Annotated in this window: 14 protein-coding genes; 11 read left to right on the top strand and 3 right to left on the bottom strand. The window is 69.4% G+C overall.

Annotation, left to right across the window (positions count from 1 at the left end; translation table 11 throughout):
- Nucleotides 1–284: 284 nt before the first annotated feature.
- The 4 genes from rlmN to ACWDNU_RS08210 all read left to right on the top strand — a co-directional run bounded on the left by rlmN (nt 285) and on the right by ACWDNU_RS08210 (nt 5,467).
- Complete coding sequence (rlmN, locus tag ACWDNU_RS08225; protein ID WP_370939420.1) at nt 285–1,391, top strand: 23S rRNA (adenine(2503)-C(2))-methyltransferase RlmN; 1,107 nt, start codon at nt 285–287, stop codon at nt 1,389–1,391.
- A gap of 34 nt (nt 1,392–1,425) precedes the next feature.
- Nucleotides 1,426–1,698 (top strand): hypothetical protein, encoded by a 273-nt coding sequence (locus tag ACWDNU_RS08220; protein ID WP_134733184.1) that lies wholly within the window; start codon nt 1,426–1,428, stop codon nt 1,696–1,698.
- A 784-nt stretch (nt 1,699–2,482) separates the two neighbouring features.
- The gene (locus ACWDNU_RS08215) at nt 2,483–4,006 is read left to right on the top strand and encodes a flavin monoamine oxidase family protein (protein ID WP_449668277.1); all 1,524 of its coding nucleotides are present in this window, start codon (nt 2,483–2,485) and stop codon (nt 4,004–4,006) included.
- A 117-nt stretch (nt 4,007–4,123) separates the two neighbouring features.
- Nucleotides 4,124–5,467 carry an MFS transporter gene (locus ACWDNU_RS08210; protein WP_449668276.1) on the top strand — a complete coding sequence of 448 codons (1,344 nt, stop codon included), beginning with the start codon at nt 4,124–4,126 and terminating at the stop codon, nt 5,465–5,467.
- Nucleotides 5,468–5,526: 59 nt separating this feature from the next.
- On the opposite strand, the gene ACWDNU_RS08205 is transcribed toward ACWDNU_RS08210, so the two are convergent.
- Nucleotides 5,527–6,714 (bottom strand): saccharopine dehydrogenase NADP-binding domain-containing protein, encoded by a 1,188-nt coding sequence (locus ACWDNU_RS08205; protein WP_449668275.1) that lies wholly within the window; start codon nt 6,712–6,714, stop codon nt 5,527–5,529.
- A 42-nt stretch (nt 6,715–6,756) separates the two neighbouring features.
- On the bottom strand, nt 6,757–7,149 hold the full coding sequence (locus ACWDNU_RS08200; RefSeq protein WP_449668274.1) for an acyl-CoA thioesterase: 393 nt from the start codon (nt 7,147–7,149) through the stop codon (nt 6,757–6,759).
- A 168-nt stretch (nt 7,150–7,317) separates the two neighbouring features.
- On the opposite strand from ACWDNU_RS08200, the gene ACWDNU_RS08195 reads away from it, so the two are divergent.
- The 4 genes from ACWDNU_RS08195 to ACWDNU_RS08180 are packed head-to-tail and all read left to right on the top strand — an operon-like array spanning nt 7,318 to nt 11,962.
- Entirely contained in the window at nt 7,318–8,820 is a 1,503-nt protein-coding gene (locus ACWDNU_RS08195) for an AMP-binding protein (RefSeq protein ID WP_449668273.1), read from the top strand.
- Entirely contained in the window at nt 8,817–10,373 is a 1,557-nt protein-coding gene (locus tag ACWDNU_RS08190; protein WP_449668272.1) for an acyl-CoA carboxylase subunit beta, read from the top strand. Before ACWDNU_RS08195 ends, ACWDNU_RS08190 begins: the two co-directional genes overlap by 4 nt.
- Nucleotides 10,370–10,585: a biotin/lipoyl-binding carrier protein gene (locus ACWDNU_RS08185; protein WP_182895677.1), complete on the top strand. Its 216-nt coding sequence runs from the start codon at nt 10,370–10,372 to the stop codon at nt 10,583–10,585. Before ACWDNU_RS08190 ends, ACWDNU_RS08185 begins: the two co-directional genes overlap by 4 nt.
- 3 nt (nt 10,586–10,588) lie before the next feature.
- Nucleotides 10,589–11,962 carry an acetyl-CoA carboxylase biotin carboxylase subunit gene (locus ACWDNU_RS08180; protein ID WP_449668271.1) on the top strand — a complete coding sequence of 458 codons (1,374 nt, stop codon included), beginning with the start codon at nt 10,589–10,591 and terminating at the stop codon, nt 11,960–11,962.
- A gap of 186 nt (nt 11,963–12,148) precedes the next feature.
- Here ACWDNU_RS08180 and ACWDNU_RS08175 read toward each other — a convergent pair whose 3' ends face one another.
- A complete protein-coding gene (locus ACWDNU_RS08175; RefSeq protein WP_182895679.1) occupies nt 12,149–12,778 on the bottom strand; it encodes a TetR/AcrR family transcriptional regulator in 630 nt (209 codons plus the stop codon).
- Between the two features lie 56 nt (nt 12,779–12,834).
- Here ACWDNU_RS08175 and ACWDNU_RS08170 point away from each other — a divergent pair, with 56 nt between their 5' ends.
- Genes ACWDNU_RS08170 through ACWDNU_RS08160 form a run of 3 tightly spaced genes read left to right on the top strand, consistent with a single transcriptional unit; the run spans nt 12,835 to nt 16,392 of the window.
- Nucleotides 12,835–14,472: a GMC family oxidoreductase gene (locus ACWDNU_RS08170; RefSeq protein ID WP_449668270.1), complete on the top strand. Its 1,638-nt coding sequence runs from the start codon at nt 12,835–12,837 to the stop codon at nt 14,470–14,472.
- The gene (locus ACWDNU_RS08165; protein WP_182895681.1) at nt 14,469–14,900 is read left to right on the top strand and encodes a hypothetical protein; all 432 of its coding nucleotides are present in this window, start codon (nt 14,469–14,471) and stop codon (nt 14,898–14,900) included. Before ACWDNU_RS08170 ends, ACWDNU_RS08165 begins: the two co-directional genes overlap by 4 nt.
- Nucleotide 14,901: 1 nt before the next feature.
- The gene (locus ACWDNU_RS08160; RefSeq protein ID WP_449668269.1) at nt 14,902–16,392 is read left to right on the top strand and encodes an aldehyde dehydrogenase family protein; all 1,491 of its coding nucleotides are present in this window, start codon (nt 14,902–14,904) and stop codon (nt 16,390–16,392) included.
- Nucleotides 16,393–16,435: the final 43 nt, after the last annotated feature.

Here is a 16,435-nt window from a genome sequence, read left to right as displayed (position 1 = left end):
CTAACGGCGGTATTCCGCCGCCGAGTGGCCGCGGATATTTCTACGCCGGTCGATTCTGTTCGCGCCCCGCGAAAGGCGACTGCCTTCGATTATAGGGGAATTCATCTCGGAAAGCATTCGGCAATCCGACCTTCGTAGGGTGTTTTTCCGTTGATCCGGCGCCGTCGTTCGTCGGTCGGCATTCCGCTCGTACCGCGCCGGCGCCCGGTCGCTGCCCCGCTTCGCCCGCCGCGCGGCGAGGGGGAGGAGCGCGGGCTTCGCGCGTATGAGACACTTGATCGGTCATGACTGCCCTCCCTCTTGTTTTCGACGCGCCCAAGCGCGGCCTGCCGCCGCGCCATCTCGCCGACCTCACGGTGGCCGAGCGAGCCGAGGCCGTGGTCGAACTGGGGGAGAAGGCGTTCCGCGCCAAGCAGTTGTCGAACCACTACTTCTCGCGGCTCACCGTCGACCCGGCGGAGATGACCGACATCCCGGCCGCCTCGCGCGACAAGCTCGTGGCCGACCTGATGCCGCCGCTGCTCACCGAGGTGCGCGCACTGGCCGCGGACGGCGGCGCGACCCGCAAGACCCTGTGGCGCGCGCACGACGGGACGCTGCTGGAGAGCGTGCTCATGCGCTACCCGGACCGCGCGACGCTGTGCATCTCGAGCCAGGCCGGCTGCGGCATGGCGTGCCCGTTCTGCGCGACCGGCCAGGGCGGCCTGGACCGCAACCTCTCGACGGCGGAGATCGTGGACCAGGTCCGCGACGCCGCCGCGGTCATGCGAGACGGCTCGATGCCCGGCGGCCCGGGTCGGCTGTCGAACATCGTCTTCATGGGCATGGGCGAGCCGCTGGCGAACTACAAGCGCGTGGTGGCCGCGGTGCGTCGGATCACGGATCCTGCTCCGGGCGGGCTGGGTATTGGTCAGCGTTCGGTGACGGTGTCGACGGTGGGTTTGGCTCCGGCGATTCGGAAGTTGGCGGACGAGCGGATGCAGGTTCGGTTGGCGGTGTCGTTGCATACGCCGGACGATGAGCTGCGGGACACGTTGGTGCCGGTGAACAATCGCTGGTCGGTGGACGAGGTTTTGTCGGCTGCGCGGTATTACGCGGATACGTCGGGCCGGCGGGTGTCGATCGAGTATGCGTTGATCCGGGACATCAACGACCAGCCGTGGCGGGCGGAGTTGCTGGCGAAGCGGTTGCGGAAGCATTTGGGTCAGTTGGTGCATGTGAACGTGATTCCGTTGAATCCGACGCCGGGTTCGAAGTGGGATGCGTCGCCGAAGCCGGTGGAGCGTGAGTTCGTGCGGCTGGTGAATGCCGGTGGTGTCGCGTGCACGGTGCGGGATACGCGCGGTCAGGACATCGCTGCGGCGTGTGGCCAGTTGGCTGCTGAAGGCTGAGTTTGTTCGTTTCGATGATGGAGTGTTTGTCGTGATGTATGCGCCCAGCCTGTTGGAGCCGGCTGCGGAGGAGTTGCGGCTCGCTGATGTGGTGGGTCGTGGCGCGACCGAGGTGGCTCGTGAGGCGCGGACGTTGTTGGGTGAGCGGTTCAGTTCGGTGACGTTCATGTATGTGTTGATGCGGGCGTTCGAGGTGGACTACACGGCGGCGCGGGATGCGTCGCGCTGGCACGAGTTTCACGGTGGTCCGCGGGCGTTGTCGGATGCTGATCTGGAGAAGCTGCTGGCCCCCTGGCTCGCCCGCTGACTGTTTCGCGTGCGTGCGGCTGATTGACGAAGGCTGGACGTACGAGACGCGTGACTGCGCCGCTCCGGCTGTCCCGCAGCCCGCGGGTGTCTTCGTCGCGTACGCCCGCAATCTCAGCTACCGGGGTGCCGCAATGTGTTGCTGACTGGCCAGCAGTTGTCGGCACGAGAAGTGCTTTTCACCGCGTCCGGCGAAATGCCGCCGGTGCAGACCTCGCAGACGACCTGAGTATGCGGTTCCACGACACGTTCATCGGAGTCGATTGTTTGGGCTCGAACCCAGAGCCGCGGATTAAAAGTTGAGTTTCGGCAAATTCGGAATTGTTTCTAGCTGTATCAATTGTGCAGGTCGCGCGCGGTTTTGGGGATGCGCGAATGATCATTGATGACGTTCTGTGCCGGGTTCTGCGTAGCTGGGGCAGCCGGAGATGTTGCGGAATGTCGCTGGCAGCCCCTTGTGCCGGGGTTCAACGCTGGTCGGCGGTGTCGGTGCGGTGGCGGACCGCCTGTCCGAGCCGCTGTTTGTTCCGAGGGCTGACCGTGTGGCCGGTGCTCAGGCGACGCCGCGGTTTCGGCCGCTCTGGCTCCTTCTGATCCCGGCCGCAGTGACGATCAGAGCGCGCCGAATCGATCACGCGGACGGTCGGTGCCCGTTCTGCCCGGCGTTGTCTGGTTGCCCGGCGGCCCTGGTGAACAGTGCACCACCGCCGAGCCGCAGCCGGTGGGTGTTGCCGTAGTGCCGGGGTGACCCCGGTCACGACAGTGAACGGCGACAGAAGGTCTGGGTGCAGAGCGAGGAATTCATGGAACGCGAGAACGCTACGGTCGACGTCATCGTGGTCGGGGCCGGTCTGTCCGGGCTCGTTGCGGCGCGTCGTCTCAGCCAGGCGGGCGTCACGTCCCTTCGAGTGCTCGAAGCTCGTGACCGGGTCGGCGGGCGCACCAAGGTCCACCAGCTCGGGAACGGGCGGTTCGCCGAGGAAGGCGGACAGCTGGTCGGGCCTGAGTACACGAGGCTCATCGCGCTGGGAGAAGAACTCGGCGTGCCGACTTGGCCGCACAACGAGCGCGGCAAAGCGGTGTTCGAGCGCCGCGGCCGCGTGCTCAAGTTCGACGGATCGATGCCGTGGATCGCCGACCCGCTTGGATCGGCGGACTTCGCGCAGTCCCTGGTCCGGCTGGGCCGGCTGTGCAAACGCGCTCCCCGCGCCGACGCGCTGGCGACGCCAGAGGCAGCGAAGCTGGACGCGCTCACCTTCGAGTCCTGGGTCCGGCGCAGCACCAAGACGGCGACAGCGCGCACGCTCTGGGCGATCATCGGCGCGTTGACGCTGGGATCGCGTCCGGGCGACCTGTCCTTGCTGTTCGTCGTCCGTCACTTGAACCTGATCGGCGGGGTGGAGACGCTTCTCGCGTCGCTGTCCGGCGGCGCCGAGCGTTCGTTCGCCGGCGGGTCGGCCGAGCTGAGCCACCGGATGGCCGCGGACCTCGGCGACCGGGTCGCCTTGGGTTCCCCGATCCTCGCGATCCGCCAGCACGCCGACGGGGTCGAGGTCGACACGCCGGCCGGCACCCATCACGCACGCCGCGTCGTCCTCGCGATGAGCCCTCCGGACCGGGCCGGCATCCAGATCGATCCGCAGTTGCCGCTTCCCCAGCGGACCATCGGCGAGCGGATGTCGATGGCGCACGCCTACAAGGTCCATGTGACCTATCCGGAACCGTTCTGGCGTCGTCAGGGACTGAGCGGCGCGAGCATGAGCGACGCCGGACCGTTGATGCTGACCTGGGACGACACTCCGCCGGAGGAACGGCAGGGCGCACTCGTCGGCTTCGCGCGCGCCGATGGCGCGATCAGCGCGGATCTGCCCGATCCTATGCCCGGCGACCCCGAGCAGCGTCGCGAGGCAGTCCTCGCCGGCCTGGCCCGTGCTTTCGGCGACCAGGCGCTGCGCCCCGACGAGTACCACGAGACGAACTGGACCGAGGAGCGCTGGACGTCCGGCTGCATCCCGATCTGGTCGCCTGGGCTGCTCACCACCTGCGGGCCGGGCTACGCCGCACCGGCCGGGCGGTTGCACTTCGCCGGTTCGGAGGCGTCTCCGGCGTGGCCCGGCTCGATGGAGGGCGCGGTCGTCGCCGGGGAAAGGGCGGCGGCTGACATCGCTGCCCTGATCGACGCGGAGGGAGCCGATCGGCAGGCCTCCGGGAAGCAGCCAAGCGGTGCGCAGCCTCGCCAACCACGCGAGAACGCGGCCCGCTCGCACCGCCGAGCGCAGGAAGTGCGTGCGGCTCGGTCCGACAACTGACTACGGGAGAAACGGATGACAGACCTCAACGATGCGGTCGGAACGCCGGCGAGAATCGGCACCGGAAGGGAGCCGGCCCGCTGGTTGCTCATTGCCGTGGCGGGATTCCTCGGGACCGTGACGAATGCGATCGCGTTCATGCTGCCGCCCTTGCTGCCGGACATGCAGGCGCAGTATCACCTCAGCGTCGCGTCCGGGGCCTGGGTTTTCACCGCGATGACGCTGGCCTCCGGCGCGGGTTTCGTGCTGATCCCGCGCCTGTCGGATTTGCGCGGGGACCGCACGACGGCGCTGGCTTCGGGTGTCGTGATGACTGTCGGCGCGCTGGTCGCCGCGATCGGCCATGCCTACCCGGCGTTGGTCGCCGGGGCAGCGCTGATGGGCTTGGGCAGCGGTTCGATGCTGCTCCCGCTTGTTTTCCTGCGGCGGCTGCTGCCGGGGAGCGCGATCGGCGTCGCGGTGCGCGTGTCCATCATCGCGAGCGGAATCGGCGTGGTCCTGGGTTTGACCGGCGGCGGAGTGCTGGTCAAGTACTTCTCCGTCGACACGTTCTTCTACGCGATGGCGGCGGTGCTGGCGCTGACGACTGGTGCGCTCGTGGCTGTCCTCCCGGCGGAACGGGCGACGTCCCGCGGCCGCATGGGGGTGCTCGGAACTGCGTGGATGATCGGGTGGCTCGGCCTGGTTCTCCTCGCCCTTTCGCAGGGCACGGTCTGGACCGGGAGCCTGCCCTACATTCTGCTGGCGGCGGGCGTCGTCGCCGGTGTGGTCTGGGCAGTGGCGGAACGCCGGTCCGCGACGTCGGTCTTCGACGTCAGCCTGCTGAAGAAGCCTTACGTTTCCGCCTCGTGCCTGGCGGTCGGGCTTTTCGGCGCGACGGACGGCGCGTTGCTGCTGCTGGTGACCTACTACACGCAAACCCCGGCCGCGGCGGGATACGGGCTCGGATACGACGCGTTGAAATCGAGCCTGTTGATGTTGCCGTTCGCGTTGTCGATGTTCGCCAGCGGGGCCGCTGCCGAGAAGTTCGTCGCGAAGGGACGGCCCGGAGTGGTTCTCGTGTTCGGCGGTCTCGTGTCGGCGGCGGGTTTCCTGTGGCTCGCTGTGGCGCACGGCCAGCCGTGGCACTACCTCGTCGGTTCCGCGATCATCGGGCTCGGCAGCCGGGCCGGATACAGCGGCGGTTTCGCGGTCCCGCAGTACGCCGTCCCGGAGGACAAGGCGGGAATGGCCTCGGGCATGGGCGGCACCGCGATGGCCATCGGGTTCGCATTCGGCTCGGCGGTGATCTCCGCCGTGCTCGGTTCCGGCACCGACGCCGCGACCGGTTTGCCGAAGGAATCCCTCTACACCACCGGCTATGTGGCAGCCGTCGGGATGTCGCTGGTGGTTCTTCTTGCCACGGGCGTGTCGCGGCTGCGCCATCCGCGCGGGATCGAGATGCGCCCCGCGGCGGCCTGAACGCCGTGACAGTGTTCGAAGGAGGTGCACCTCGGCCCGGCCGAGGTGCACCTCCTTGCTTACCTGGCGGCGATTTCCTCGACGACGACCTCGACGACGTCGGCAGGGCGTTCGTCTCCGGGTGCCTGGCGCGCGTGCTGAGCCAGGTCTGCGAAGAACGTGCGGGCGTCGAGGACCTCCGGCCCGTGGACGCCCGGTCGGCCGCACTGGCCTCGCGCCGTCATGAGCGTCGCCACGGCCAGCGGGATGCCGGTCATCGTGCCCATGCTGTCGTCGGGGACGACGAGGGGGCGGGCGCCGACGCGGATTCGCTTGCCGTCCTTCGTTCCCTCCGCGACGGCGAAGAGCACCGGCAGCGACGGCGCGGGACCCGCGGCGGAGCCCATCGTGCCCGGTTCGAGAACCAGGGCTCGGCTCGCTGCCGCCACGTCGAGTTCGCCGGAGCGGACCCGGTTCGCCGTGCGGATCACCGCCTCCATCAACCGCGGCCTGGACGTCATGAGATTCAGGGATTCCCTTACACCGCTTCGGGAGCGGGGGAGGGTCAGTGGTTCGGGATGGCCGCACACCCAGACCGTCGCTTCGCCCCGTCCCGGATAGCTGAGCGTGCGCTCCTCGAGCGGCTGGGTGTCGGCGAGACCGCCGTCGCGCCACGCTTTGATCGTCGCGGTGCAGTTGTGCAACCAGTGTTCGACCGCCGCGGACGACCGCACGCTGTCGTCGACCTCGGCGCGCTGGAAACCCGATGCACGCCAAGAGGTGTAGACGGTTTCCACCGCGTCGCACTCGTTCATCGCCAGCACGCCGAGCAGGTTGCTGATGCCGGGACTCGCGCCGACCCCGATCACCGCGGTGATGCCGGCTTTCCGCGCGGCGGCATCGAGACCGAGCATCTCGAGCGTCGGCTCGAAGTCGTCGCAGATGTCGAGGTAGTGCGTTCCGGCGGCGATCGCGGCGCGCAGGACGAGCGGGCCGAACCGGTAGAACGGCCCCGTCGTGTTGAGCACGATGTCGATGCCGGACAGCGCGCCGGCGAGCGCGGCCGCGTCGGAGATGTCCAGCGCGAGCGGCTTCGCCCGCGGGCCGAGCACATCCGCGAGTGCGGTGGCAGCCGCCTCGTTCCGGTCGGCGACAAGTACTTCGGCGATCTCCTCGGCACCGGCCAGGACACGACAGGCGTGCGCGCCCATCTCGCCCGCGCCGCCCGTGACGAGGACACGTTTTCCAGTGCGGCGTTCAGCAGTCATAGTGATGTTCAACCTCCTGTTTGGACAGCGGGAATCCGGTGCTCACGCGGTGATGTCCGCGCTGAGGGCGTCGCGTTCGCCCGCGGTGAGCGGCCTCGGGCGGCGCGTCTCGAGGTCCCAGGCCACGAGCGTCGCATCGGAGCGGTTGCACACGGCGCCTTCGGCATCGCACAGCAGTTCCGCGAGATCGAAGCTCGAGCGGCCCACCCGTACCGGCCGGAGCGCGACCTTGAGCGGGCCGTCCGCCTCGAGGACCTCCTTGAGGTACTGCATCCGTTGCGCGGCAACCACATAGGCCGGTGCGCGGGTCCGCCACCGGTCGCGCAGGTAGTCCACCCGCGCCTGCTCGAACGCCTTCGGGTAGACGGCCGCGGTCAGGTGTCCGAGGTAGTCGAAGTCGGACGACCACGGGTGCACTGTCGTCGTCCAGGTCATGGCGGGCTCCCAGTCATCGCGACCTCCACGGGGGTTGACAGCGGATGGACGAGAACTGTTCTATATCAAACGTCTGAAATAAGAAACCCCGAGGACCGAAGGGATCTCTTCGTGAACGACGTCAGCAGGTCCAGGTCCCGCCCGCGGTCGGCCGGTCGCGTGAGCCCCGTGGACGACCTGCTGCGCGCGGTCGCCCGGGACGCGGGCCGCCCGCTGCTCCGCACGCGCGGCCAGGTTCTCTCCACCGGGGAGCTGGCGGAGCGGGCGCGTCGCGTGGCGGCGGCGCTGCGCGGCCGCGGGGTGTCCGCAGGGGACCGCGTCGCGCTGGTGAGCGGAAATTCGATCGACCGGGTCGTGTGGATGTTCGGCATCTGGTGGCTCGGCGCGGTCGAGGTGTCGGTCAACGTCGAACTCCGCGGCCCGATGCTGGCGCACGTCCTGGCCGACTCGGATCCGTGCCTGATCGCCTGCCAGGACGAATGCCTGGGGCCGGTGCGCGAGGCGGCGTCCGGCGATGTCCTGCCGATGAGCGAGCTGACCGCGGATCCGGTCGACGACACGGCGCGGGACGGACTCGATGCGGCGCAGCGGGGATTCGGTCCCGGCGACCTCGCGACCATCCTCTACACGTCAGGAACGACGGGGCCGGCCAAAGGCGTGATGCTCCCGCGTGCGTACTTCTCGAATCTCGCCGAGATCTGGGCCGACCGGCTCCGTCTCGACGCCGACGACGTCGGGTACTTCCCGTTGCCGTTCTTCCACGTCGACGGGCACGTCAAGCTCGCCGCGTGTGTGCAGTCGGGCGGCTCGATGGCCTTCCGCGAACGGTTTTCCGCCAGTGAGTACTTCGCCGATGTCCGCGAGTTCGGGGCGACGTGGGCCGCGGGGGTGGGGGCGATGCTGTCGATTCTGGCGCAGGGCGAGCTGCCCGAACCGGGGTCGCACCGGCTGAGCAGGATGATCGGGGCGCCGATTCCGCGGATCGCTTACGAGACGTTCGAGGACCGGCTCGGCATCCCCGTCCTGACCCTGTTCGGCCAGACCGAATGCGACGGCATCGCGATGGACAGCGTCGAGCAGCGCAGCCGCGGCGCGGCGGGACATCCGCACGACGCGATCGAGGTGCGGGTGGTGGACGAGAACGACCGCCCGCTGCCCGCGGGCGAAACAGGCGAGATCGTCTACCGCCCGCGTCGTCCGCACCTCACGGCCCTCGGCTACTGGCGCCGACCCGAGGCGACCGTCGAGGCATGGCGCAATTTGTGGTTCCACACCGGTGATTCCGGCCATCTCGACGCCGACGGCTTCCTTCACTTCGACGGCCGGCGGACGGACAGCTTCCGCCGGCGCGGCGAGAACATCTCGGTCTGGGAGCTGGAGCACAGCCTGAACACGGCTGACGGAGTCCGGGAGTGCGTCGCCATCGCGGTGCGCGACGAGCACGGCGGCGAGGACGAGATCAAAGTCTTCGTGGTCCCGGACGGCGACGACCTGGTGCCCGACGAGTTCGTGGCGCACTGCCGCAAGGTGCTTCCCCGGTTCGCGATGCCGAGATACCTGACGGTCACCGACGGCTCCGAGTTCGTGCGCAGCGCCGGGACCGGCGTGGTCCAGAAACATCTGCTCTCCCGCGACATCACGTCGCCCGACGTCATGGAGGTGCCGCGATGAGCACACCCGGCGGATTCAGCTGGGCGGACGCCCTGGACGCATTCGAGGTCCGCCGCGCGCAGGCTCGCAAGCTCGGCGGCGAACGGCGGGTCGCCCGGCAGAAGGACCAGGGCCGGTACACGATCCGCGAACGCATCGCCGCGATTTCCGACAGCTTCAGCGAGATCGGCGAATTCGCGGTCTTCGAGGAGCGCGACGCACTCGGCAACCGGCTCGGCACGCTGCCGTCGAGCTACGTGTGCGGACTGGCCAAAGTGGACGGTCGCCCGGTCGCGCTCGGCGGGGAGGACTTCACCGTGCGCGCGGGCGCCCCGCAGAGTTACCTCGACCGGATGAAGGGCGGGATGGGCGGCTTCGTCGAGGATCTCGCCCACGAGTACAAGATCCCGCTCCTGATGTTCGTGGAGGGCATCGGCGGGGACGTCGCGGCCCAGGAGGACAAAGGGCACACCTATCTCACCAGTTCCGTGAGCTGGACGCGTTCCTTCGAGCTTCTCGACGAGGTCCCGGTCCTCACGATGGTGAGCGGCGCCGCGGTCGGCGGCAGCGCGGCGCGGGCGGTGGCCAGCCACTTTTCGGTGATGACCAAGGATTCCGTGCTCTTCGCCGGCGGCCCGCCGCTCGTGCGGCGCGCGCTGGGCATCGACATCGGCAAGCACGAGCTGGGCGGCGGTCCCGTCGCGACCGCGAGCGGCGCGGTCGACAACCTGGCGCGGGACGAGGACGACGCGATCGCCCAGCTGCGGGCGGTGCTGAGCTATCTGCCGCAGAATGTCTGGCAGCTCCCGGAACGCACGTCCTGCGACGATCCGGTCGACCGCCGCGCACCGGAACTGCTCGAGATCATCCCGGAGAACCGGCGGCAGGCTTATCGCGCGGCCAAGGTGATCAAGGCCGTCGCCGACCGGGAGTCGTTCTTCGAGATCGGTTCCCGGTGGGGCAAGAGCCTGGTCACCGGTCTCGCCCGGATCGACGGGATGCCGATCGGCGTCCTCGCGAGCAATCCGCAGCATCTCGGCGGAGCGATGGACGCCGCCGCGGCGGAGAAACAGGTGCGGCTGATGAATCTCTGCACCACTTTTCACCTCCCGGTCCTCTACTTCGTCGACGTCCCCGGATTCATGGTCGGCCCGCAGGCGGAGCGGGCGAACGTCATGCGCTGGGGAGTGCGCGCGATCCAGTCGGTGGTCGAGGCGACGGTCCCCATCGTCACCGTGCAAGTGCGCAAGGCCTACGGCCTCGCCGTCTCCGCGACCTCGAACCCGGACCGGCTCGGGCTGCGCCTGGCGTGGCCGAGCGGCGAATGGGGCGACCTTCCGATCGAAGGCGGAGTGGAAGCCGCGTACCGGCGCGAAATCGAGGCGTCGGACGACCCCGTCGCGATGCGGGCACAGATCGAGGACCGCATGCGCTCGCTCGTCGATCCGTGGCGGACCGTCGAAGCGTTCGGCGTGGAGCACATGATCGATCCGCGCGAGACCCGCGAGGTCGTGGCCTCGTTCCTCGAAGCCAGCCAAGGTGCGCTCGCCGTGCAGACAAGGAAGAAACCATGAACGAAATCGTCGCCGACTGTGCGGCTGCAGTGTGGAAAATCGTTGTGACGACCGGAGACCAGGTCAGCGAGGGGGACGTGCTGCTCGTCCTCGAGTCGATGAAGATGGAGATCCCGGTCGAGGCCGAGGACGACGGCGTGGTGGCCAAGATCCACGTCGCCGAGGGAGCCGTCGTCTCCGACGGCGACGTGCTCGTGACCCTGGAGGACTGACTCGTGTTCGGCAAAGTCCTCGTCGCGAACAGGGGCGAGATCGCGGTACGCGTCATGAAAACGTTGCGGCGAATGGGAATCGCCAGCGTCGCCGTCCATTCCGACGTCGACGCGGGCAGCCTGCACGTCCGGACGGCCGACGAAAGCGTGCCGATCGGCGCGGCCCCGGTGGCCGAAAGCTATCTGAGGATCGATCGCATCGTCGAGGCCGCGCTGTCCACCGGGGCCCAGGCGATCCATCCGGGCTACGGCCTGCTGTCGGAGAATCCGGAGTTCGCCCGTGCGTGCGCGGCGGCCGGGCTGGTCTTCATCGGCCCGAGCCCGGATTCGATGGAGATGATGTCGTCGAAAATCCGGGCGCGGGAGACAGTTTCGGCAGCCGGCGTCCCGGTCGTTCCCGGGTGCACCGAACCGGTTCACCCCGGGCCGAAAGCGTTCGCGACGGCGGCGGCGATCGGTTACCCCGTCGCTGCCAAGGCGGCGAGTGGTGGTGGCGGGAAGGGGTTTCGGGTGGCCGGCGGTCCCGACGAACTCGCCGCCGCGGTCGAAGGCGCAGCGGGGGAGGGCGAGCGCTTCTTCGGCGACGCCACGGTCTACCTGGAGCGCTATCTCGAAGACCCGCGCCATGTCGAGGTGCAGATCATCGGCGACACGCACGGCAACATGGTCCACCTGTTCGAACGGGACTGTTCGGTCCAGCGGCGGCACCAGAAACTCGTCGAGGAAGCACCCTGCCCGCTGCTGACCGACGCTCAGCGCACCCGGCTGGGCGAGATCGCGGTGCGAGCGGCGCGAGCCGCGGACTACTTCTCGCTCGGCACCGTCGAAGGACTGCTCGCCGGCGACGACTTCTACTTCCTCGAAATGAACACCCGCGTCCAGGTCGAGCACCCGGTCACCGAACTCGTCACAGGCCTCGATCTGGTCGAGGAGCAGATCCGCGTCGCCGCGGGCGAACCGCTCGGCTTCGCCCAGTCCGGCGTGCGGATCACCGGCCACGCGATCGAATGCCGGATCAACGCCGAATCGGCCGCCAAAGGGTTCCGGCCGGGCCCCGGCCGGATCGAGCGGTTCGCCGCACCGTCGGGAGACCGGGTGCGGGTCGACACCGGCGTGGCCGAGGGGGACGCCGTGCCGCCCTACTACGACCCGCTGATCGCCAAGGTGATCACCTGGGGCGAGGACCGCGCCACCGCCGCCGCGGCGATGCGCAAGGCCCTCGACGAGACCGTCGTCGAGGGCATTCCGACGCTGCTCCCGTTCCATCGCGCGTTGCTGGCGAGCGAGGAGTGGGAGCGGGCGGGCACGTGCCGCGATCTGGTCGCGGACCGGGCATGGCTGAAGTCCACCGACGGCTGGGCGGACCGGTGCGAATGAAGGGTGCAATGTGCACCCCCGTGCGTTCGCGGACACCCCAGATGTGTGTGGCGCGAGCCGACGGCCATGTCGAACCATGGGCACCGCGCCGGGTGAGCGGTCCGGCGGACGGAGTTCGGGAGTGCACCCATGACAGGCAACGGAGCCTTCGGCGCCGCCGGACCGCGGCGGCCGGGCGGTCCGGGTTCAGCGCCGCGCCGAGCCCGCGGCGCTCATCGCGAGCGCCGACTCGACCCAGTCCCGGACCGGGGGAGCGACGGTGCGATCGCCGCCGTTCCACAGGTTCGAGCCGAGCACCTCGTAACTGGCGTAGCCGTCGATGACCGCCACGAGGTGGTCGCCGATCTCCCGCGCCCGGGACGTCGGCAGACCACGCGAATCCAGCGCCGCGCGCACGTGGTCCTCGACCGTCGAACGCCACGAGGTGAGGTAGTTGAGCATGTCTTCGCCGAGCTTGTCCGGGGAGCTGGCCGCTTCGGCGTAGAAGAACAGCGTGATCCGGGCGAAAGCCACCGACGGCCCGTCGAGCGGCAGGTGCGCGGTGAGGATGCGGACCAGCCGCTCGGCCGGCTCCAGTCCGGTCTCCTCGGCGATGGCCGCCAGCCGCTGTCCGGAGAGCCAGAACGTGTGCCGGAAGGCCAGCCGCAGAAGGTCGTCCCGGCCGCCGACGTAGTGGTTCAGCACGCCGGTTGACCAGCCGCTGCGGTCCGCGACATCGCGCAGGGTGACGGCGCCGACGCCGTCCTCGGCGACGATCGCCAGCACGGCGTCGGCGATCTCGGCACGCCGCTGGCGGTGGTCGACGATCTTCGGCATGCCCGTATTTAAACACAACCGTCTGACTTAAATACCGAGCAAGAGGGAGCGCGCCCATGACCGTGCCTGGCCCGTCTTCGAGAGACGGCGACGTCGACGCGCTGATCATCGGCGCGGGGCCGTCCGGAGCCACCGCCGCGCGGCTGCTGGCCGAGAGCGGGTTCCGCGTGACTGTCCTGGAACAGGGCGACTGGCCTGCCGCCGCCGACTATCCCAGCGACAAGCCCGAACGCGATCTGCTGGTCGCCGGTCCGTGGAATCCGAACCCCAACCACCGCGGCCGGCCGAGCGACTATCCGGTCAACGACTCCGATTCGGACGTGCATCCGCTCATGTTCAACGGGGTCGGCGGCAGCAGCATCCTGTTCTGGGCGGAGTGGCCGCGGATGATCCCGTCCGACTTCCGGGTGCGCACCCTCGACGGCGTCGCCGACGACTGGCCGCTCACGTACGAGGAACTGGAGCCGTATTACGACGCTGTCGACGAGATGATCGGCGTCTCCGGGCTGGGCGGCAACATCGCCTATCCGCCCGGCTACGTGCCTCCCCAGCCGCCGCTGCCCATCGGCCGCATCGGCCGGATCGCGGCCGAGGGCATGAACAAGCTGGGCATCGGCTGGTGGCCGGGAACGTCGGCGATCCTGTCGAAGGGCGTCGGTTCCCGCGGGCCGTGCGCCCGCTGGGGGACCTGCGGCAGCGGCTGTCCCGAGGGGGCGAAGGCGTCCTTCGACGTCGCGATGTGGCCCGGCGCGCTGGCGGCAGGAGTCAACCTGGTGACCGGGGCGCGGGTCCGCGAGATCACCGTCTCCGGTCAGGGCCTCGCGACCGGTGCGACGTGGATCGACCGCGCGGGAATCGAACAGCACACGGCCGCGCCGGTGGTGATCTTGTGCGCCAACGGGATCGGCACTCCTCGGCTGCTGCAGTTGTCCGCGTCGTCGCGGTTCCCGGACGGGCTCGCGAATTCCTCCGGCTACGTCGGGCGCAACCTGATGATGCACCCGGTGGCGACCGTGCTGGGCGAGTACGAGAAGGACGTCGAGCCCTGGCTCGGTCCGGAGAGCCATCCGATCTGGTCGATGCACTTCGCGGAGACCGATGCCAGCCGGGGCTTCCGCCGCGGGGCCAAGTGGACGGCTGTCGTGCTCCAAGGCCCGGTGGGGCTGCTCCAGCGGTTCGCGGAGCTGCCGCTCGCCGAGCGCAGCGGCACGGCCGGGCATGAACTCGTCGAGCGGCTCTACGGCCGGGCGTTCGAGATTTCGGCGTCCATTGAGGATCTGCCCGCCTTCGACAACCGGGTCGTCCTCGACGCGGATCTCGTCGACAGCGACGGCATTCCGGCGCCGAAGATCCGCTACACGATGTCAGACGAGAGCAAACGCGCGCTCGACTGGCATCTGGACCGGATCACCGAGGTCCACGAAGCGGCCGGGGCCGTCTCCGCCAAACGCGTGGACTTCGGGGGCGAGACCGGCTGGCACCTGCTCGGCACCGCCCGGTGCGGCACCGATCCGGCGACCTCGGTGGTCGACGGATACGGGCGGTCGCACGACGTCCCCAACCTTTACGTCTTCGACGGCAGCGTTTTCGTCACGTCGTCCTCGGTCAATCCGACGCCGACGATCACCGCCTTCGCGCTGCGCGCTGCCGAGCACCTCGTCGAAACCGCCGCCGGCCAAAGGATTCCGCTGTGATCGATTTCCCCGACGACCAAGCCCGCGCCGGCGCTGCGCGCCTCGCCGACCTGTGGTTTCCCGGCACCGGACGGTCGCCCCGGCTGACCGCCCTGCCCGGCTACGCCGCTCTCGTACACCGCGCGCTCCAGGCCAATCCCGACCTCGCAGCAGCCTTCATCCAAGCCGCCGAGCTGGCCGCCGCGGCCGGCGAACTCTCGGCCGAGGCAGTCGCGGACTGGCCGGCCGAACTCGCCGAAGCGGCCTTCTACTTCCTGGCCAGCACCTACTACATGGCACCCGAGGCACGCCGCGCGGTCGGCTATCCCGGCCAGGTCCGCAGGCCCTCGGCCGAGGCCACGCCCGACCAGTTGCTCGACGACGACCTGCTCGCCCCCGTGCTGGCGCTCGGCCCGACCTACCTCCCCACCCCGACCGAAGGATCCTGAGATGACCCCCGAGAAGATCCTGGCTGACGCGCAGCGGCGCATCGACGATCTGGCTCCGGCCCTGTACATCGGCGGCGGCTTCGTCCCGAGCGCGAGCGCCGAGACGATCGAGGTGACCAATCCCGGCACCGGCGCGCGGCTGGGGGTCGCCGCGAACGGCACCGCGGCCGACGTCGACGCCGCGGTGTCGGCAGCGCGCACCGCACTGCCTGCGTGGGCGCGGACGACGCCCGGAGCCCGCGCCGAGGCGCTGTTCCGCTTCGCGGACGTCGTCGACGAACACGCCGAACTGCTTGCCGCGCTCGAAGCGCTCAACGTCGGCAAGTCCTATGCGTACGCCACCTACGAGATTCCCCTGATCTCCGACTGTTTCCGCTTCATGGCCGGAGCCGCGCGAACCGCTCAGGCCCCGGCACCCGGCCAGTACGTCGCGGGCCAACTGTCCTATATCCGGCGCGAACCCGTCGGCGTGATCGGCGCGATCACGCCGTGGAACTTCCCCTTGCTCATGGCGGCCTGGAAGATAGCGCCGGCGCTGGCAGCGGGGAACACGATGGTGCTCAAGCCGTCCGTGCTCACCCCGCTCAGCACCCTCGTCCTGGCCGGCCTCGCCACCGGGGTCCTGCCGGACGGCGTGCTCAATGTCGTGACCGGCACCGGCGCGACAGTCGGCCGTGCGATGAGCCACCACGACGGCATCGACATGATGGCGCTGACCGGCGGCGTCGGTTCGGGCCGGCAGGTCGCGGCGGGCGCCGCGACCACGGTCAAGCGGGTCCATCTCGAACTCGGCGGCAAAGCGCCCGTGGTGGTGTTCCCGGACGCCGACCTCGACCTCCTCGTGCAGACGCTGATCGCCGTCGGCTACGGCAACGCCGGCCAGGACTGCGGCGCCGCGACGAGGGTGATCTGCCACGAGGACGTTCGGGACCGGCTCCTGGAAGCGCTCACCGCGGCCGCCCGGCAGCTGCGCAGCGGGAACGCCGCGGCAGGCGAGGAGTTCGAACTCGGACCGTTGATCAGCGGGGCCCATCGCTCCCGCGTCGCGGCGATGGTGGACCAGGCGCGTCAGGACGGCGCCAGGGTCGTCCTCGGCGGCGAAATGCCCGCAGGCCCCGGCTTCTTCTACCCGGCGACGATCCTCGCCGACGTCGCTCCCGGAACGGAGATGGCGCGCGAGGAGGTGTTCGGCCCGGTGATCTCGGTGGAGACGTTCGCCGCCGAGGCGGAGGCGCTGAGCAAGGCGAACGACGTCGAATACGGTCTCGCGGCATCGGTGTGGACTCGCGACCAGGCCCGCGCGCTCCGGTTCACCGAGGAACTGGCGTTCGGCTCGGTCTGGGTCAACTCGCACCTCAGCTTCGCCAGCGAAATGCCGTGGAACGGCTTCGGGAAATCGGGCTACGGCCGCGACAACTCCGCCTACGCCCTCGACGACTACACGCGCACCAAGCACGTGATGCTCCCGATCGGAACGCCGGACGGCTCCTGAACACCGGGCCCGGTGCACTCTGCACCAGACCCGTCCCCACGAC

It is taken from the genome of Amycolatopsis sp. NPDC003676 (assembly GCF_053587275.1).
This window is presented reverse-complemented; position numbering and strand designations above follow the sequence as displayed.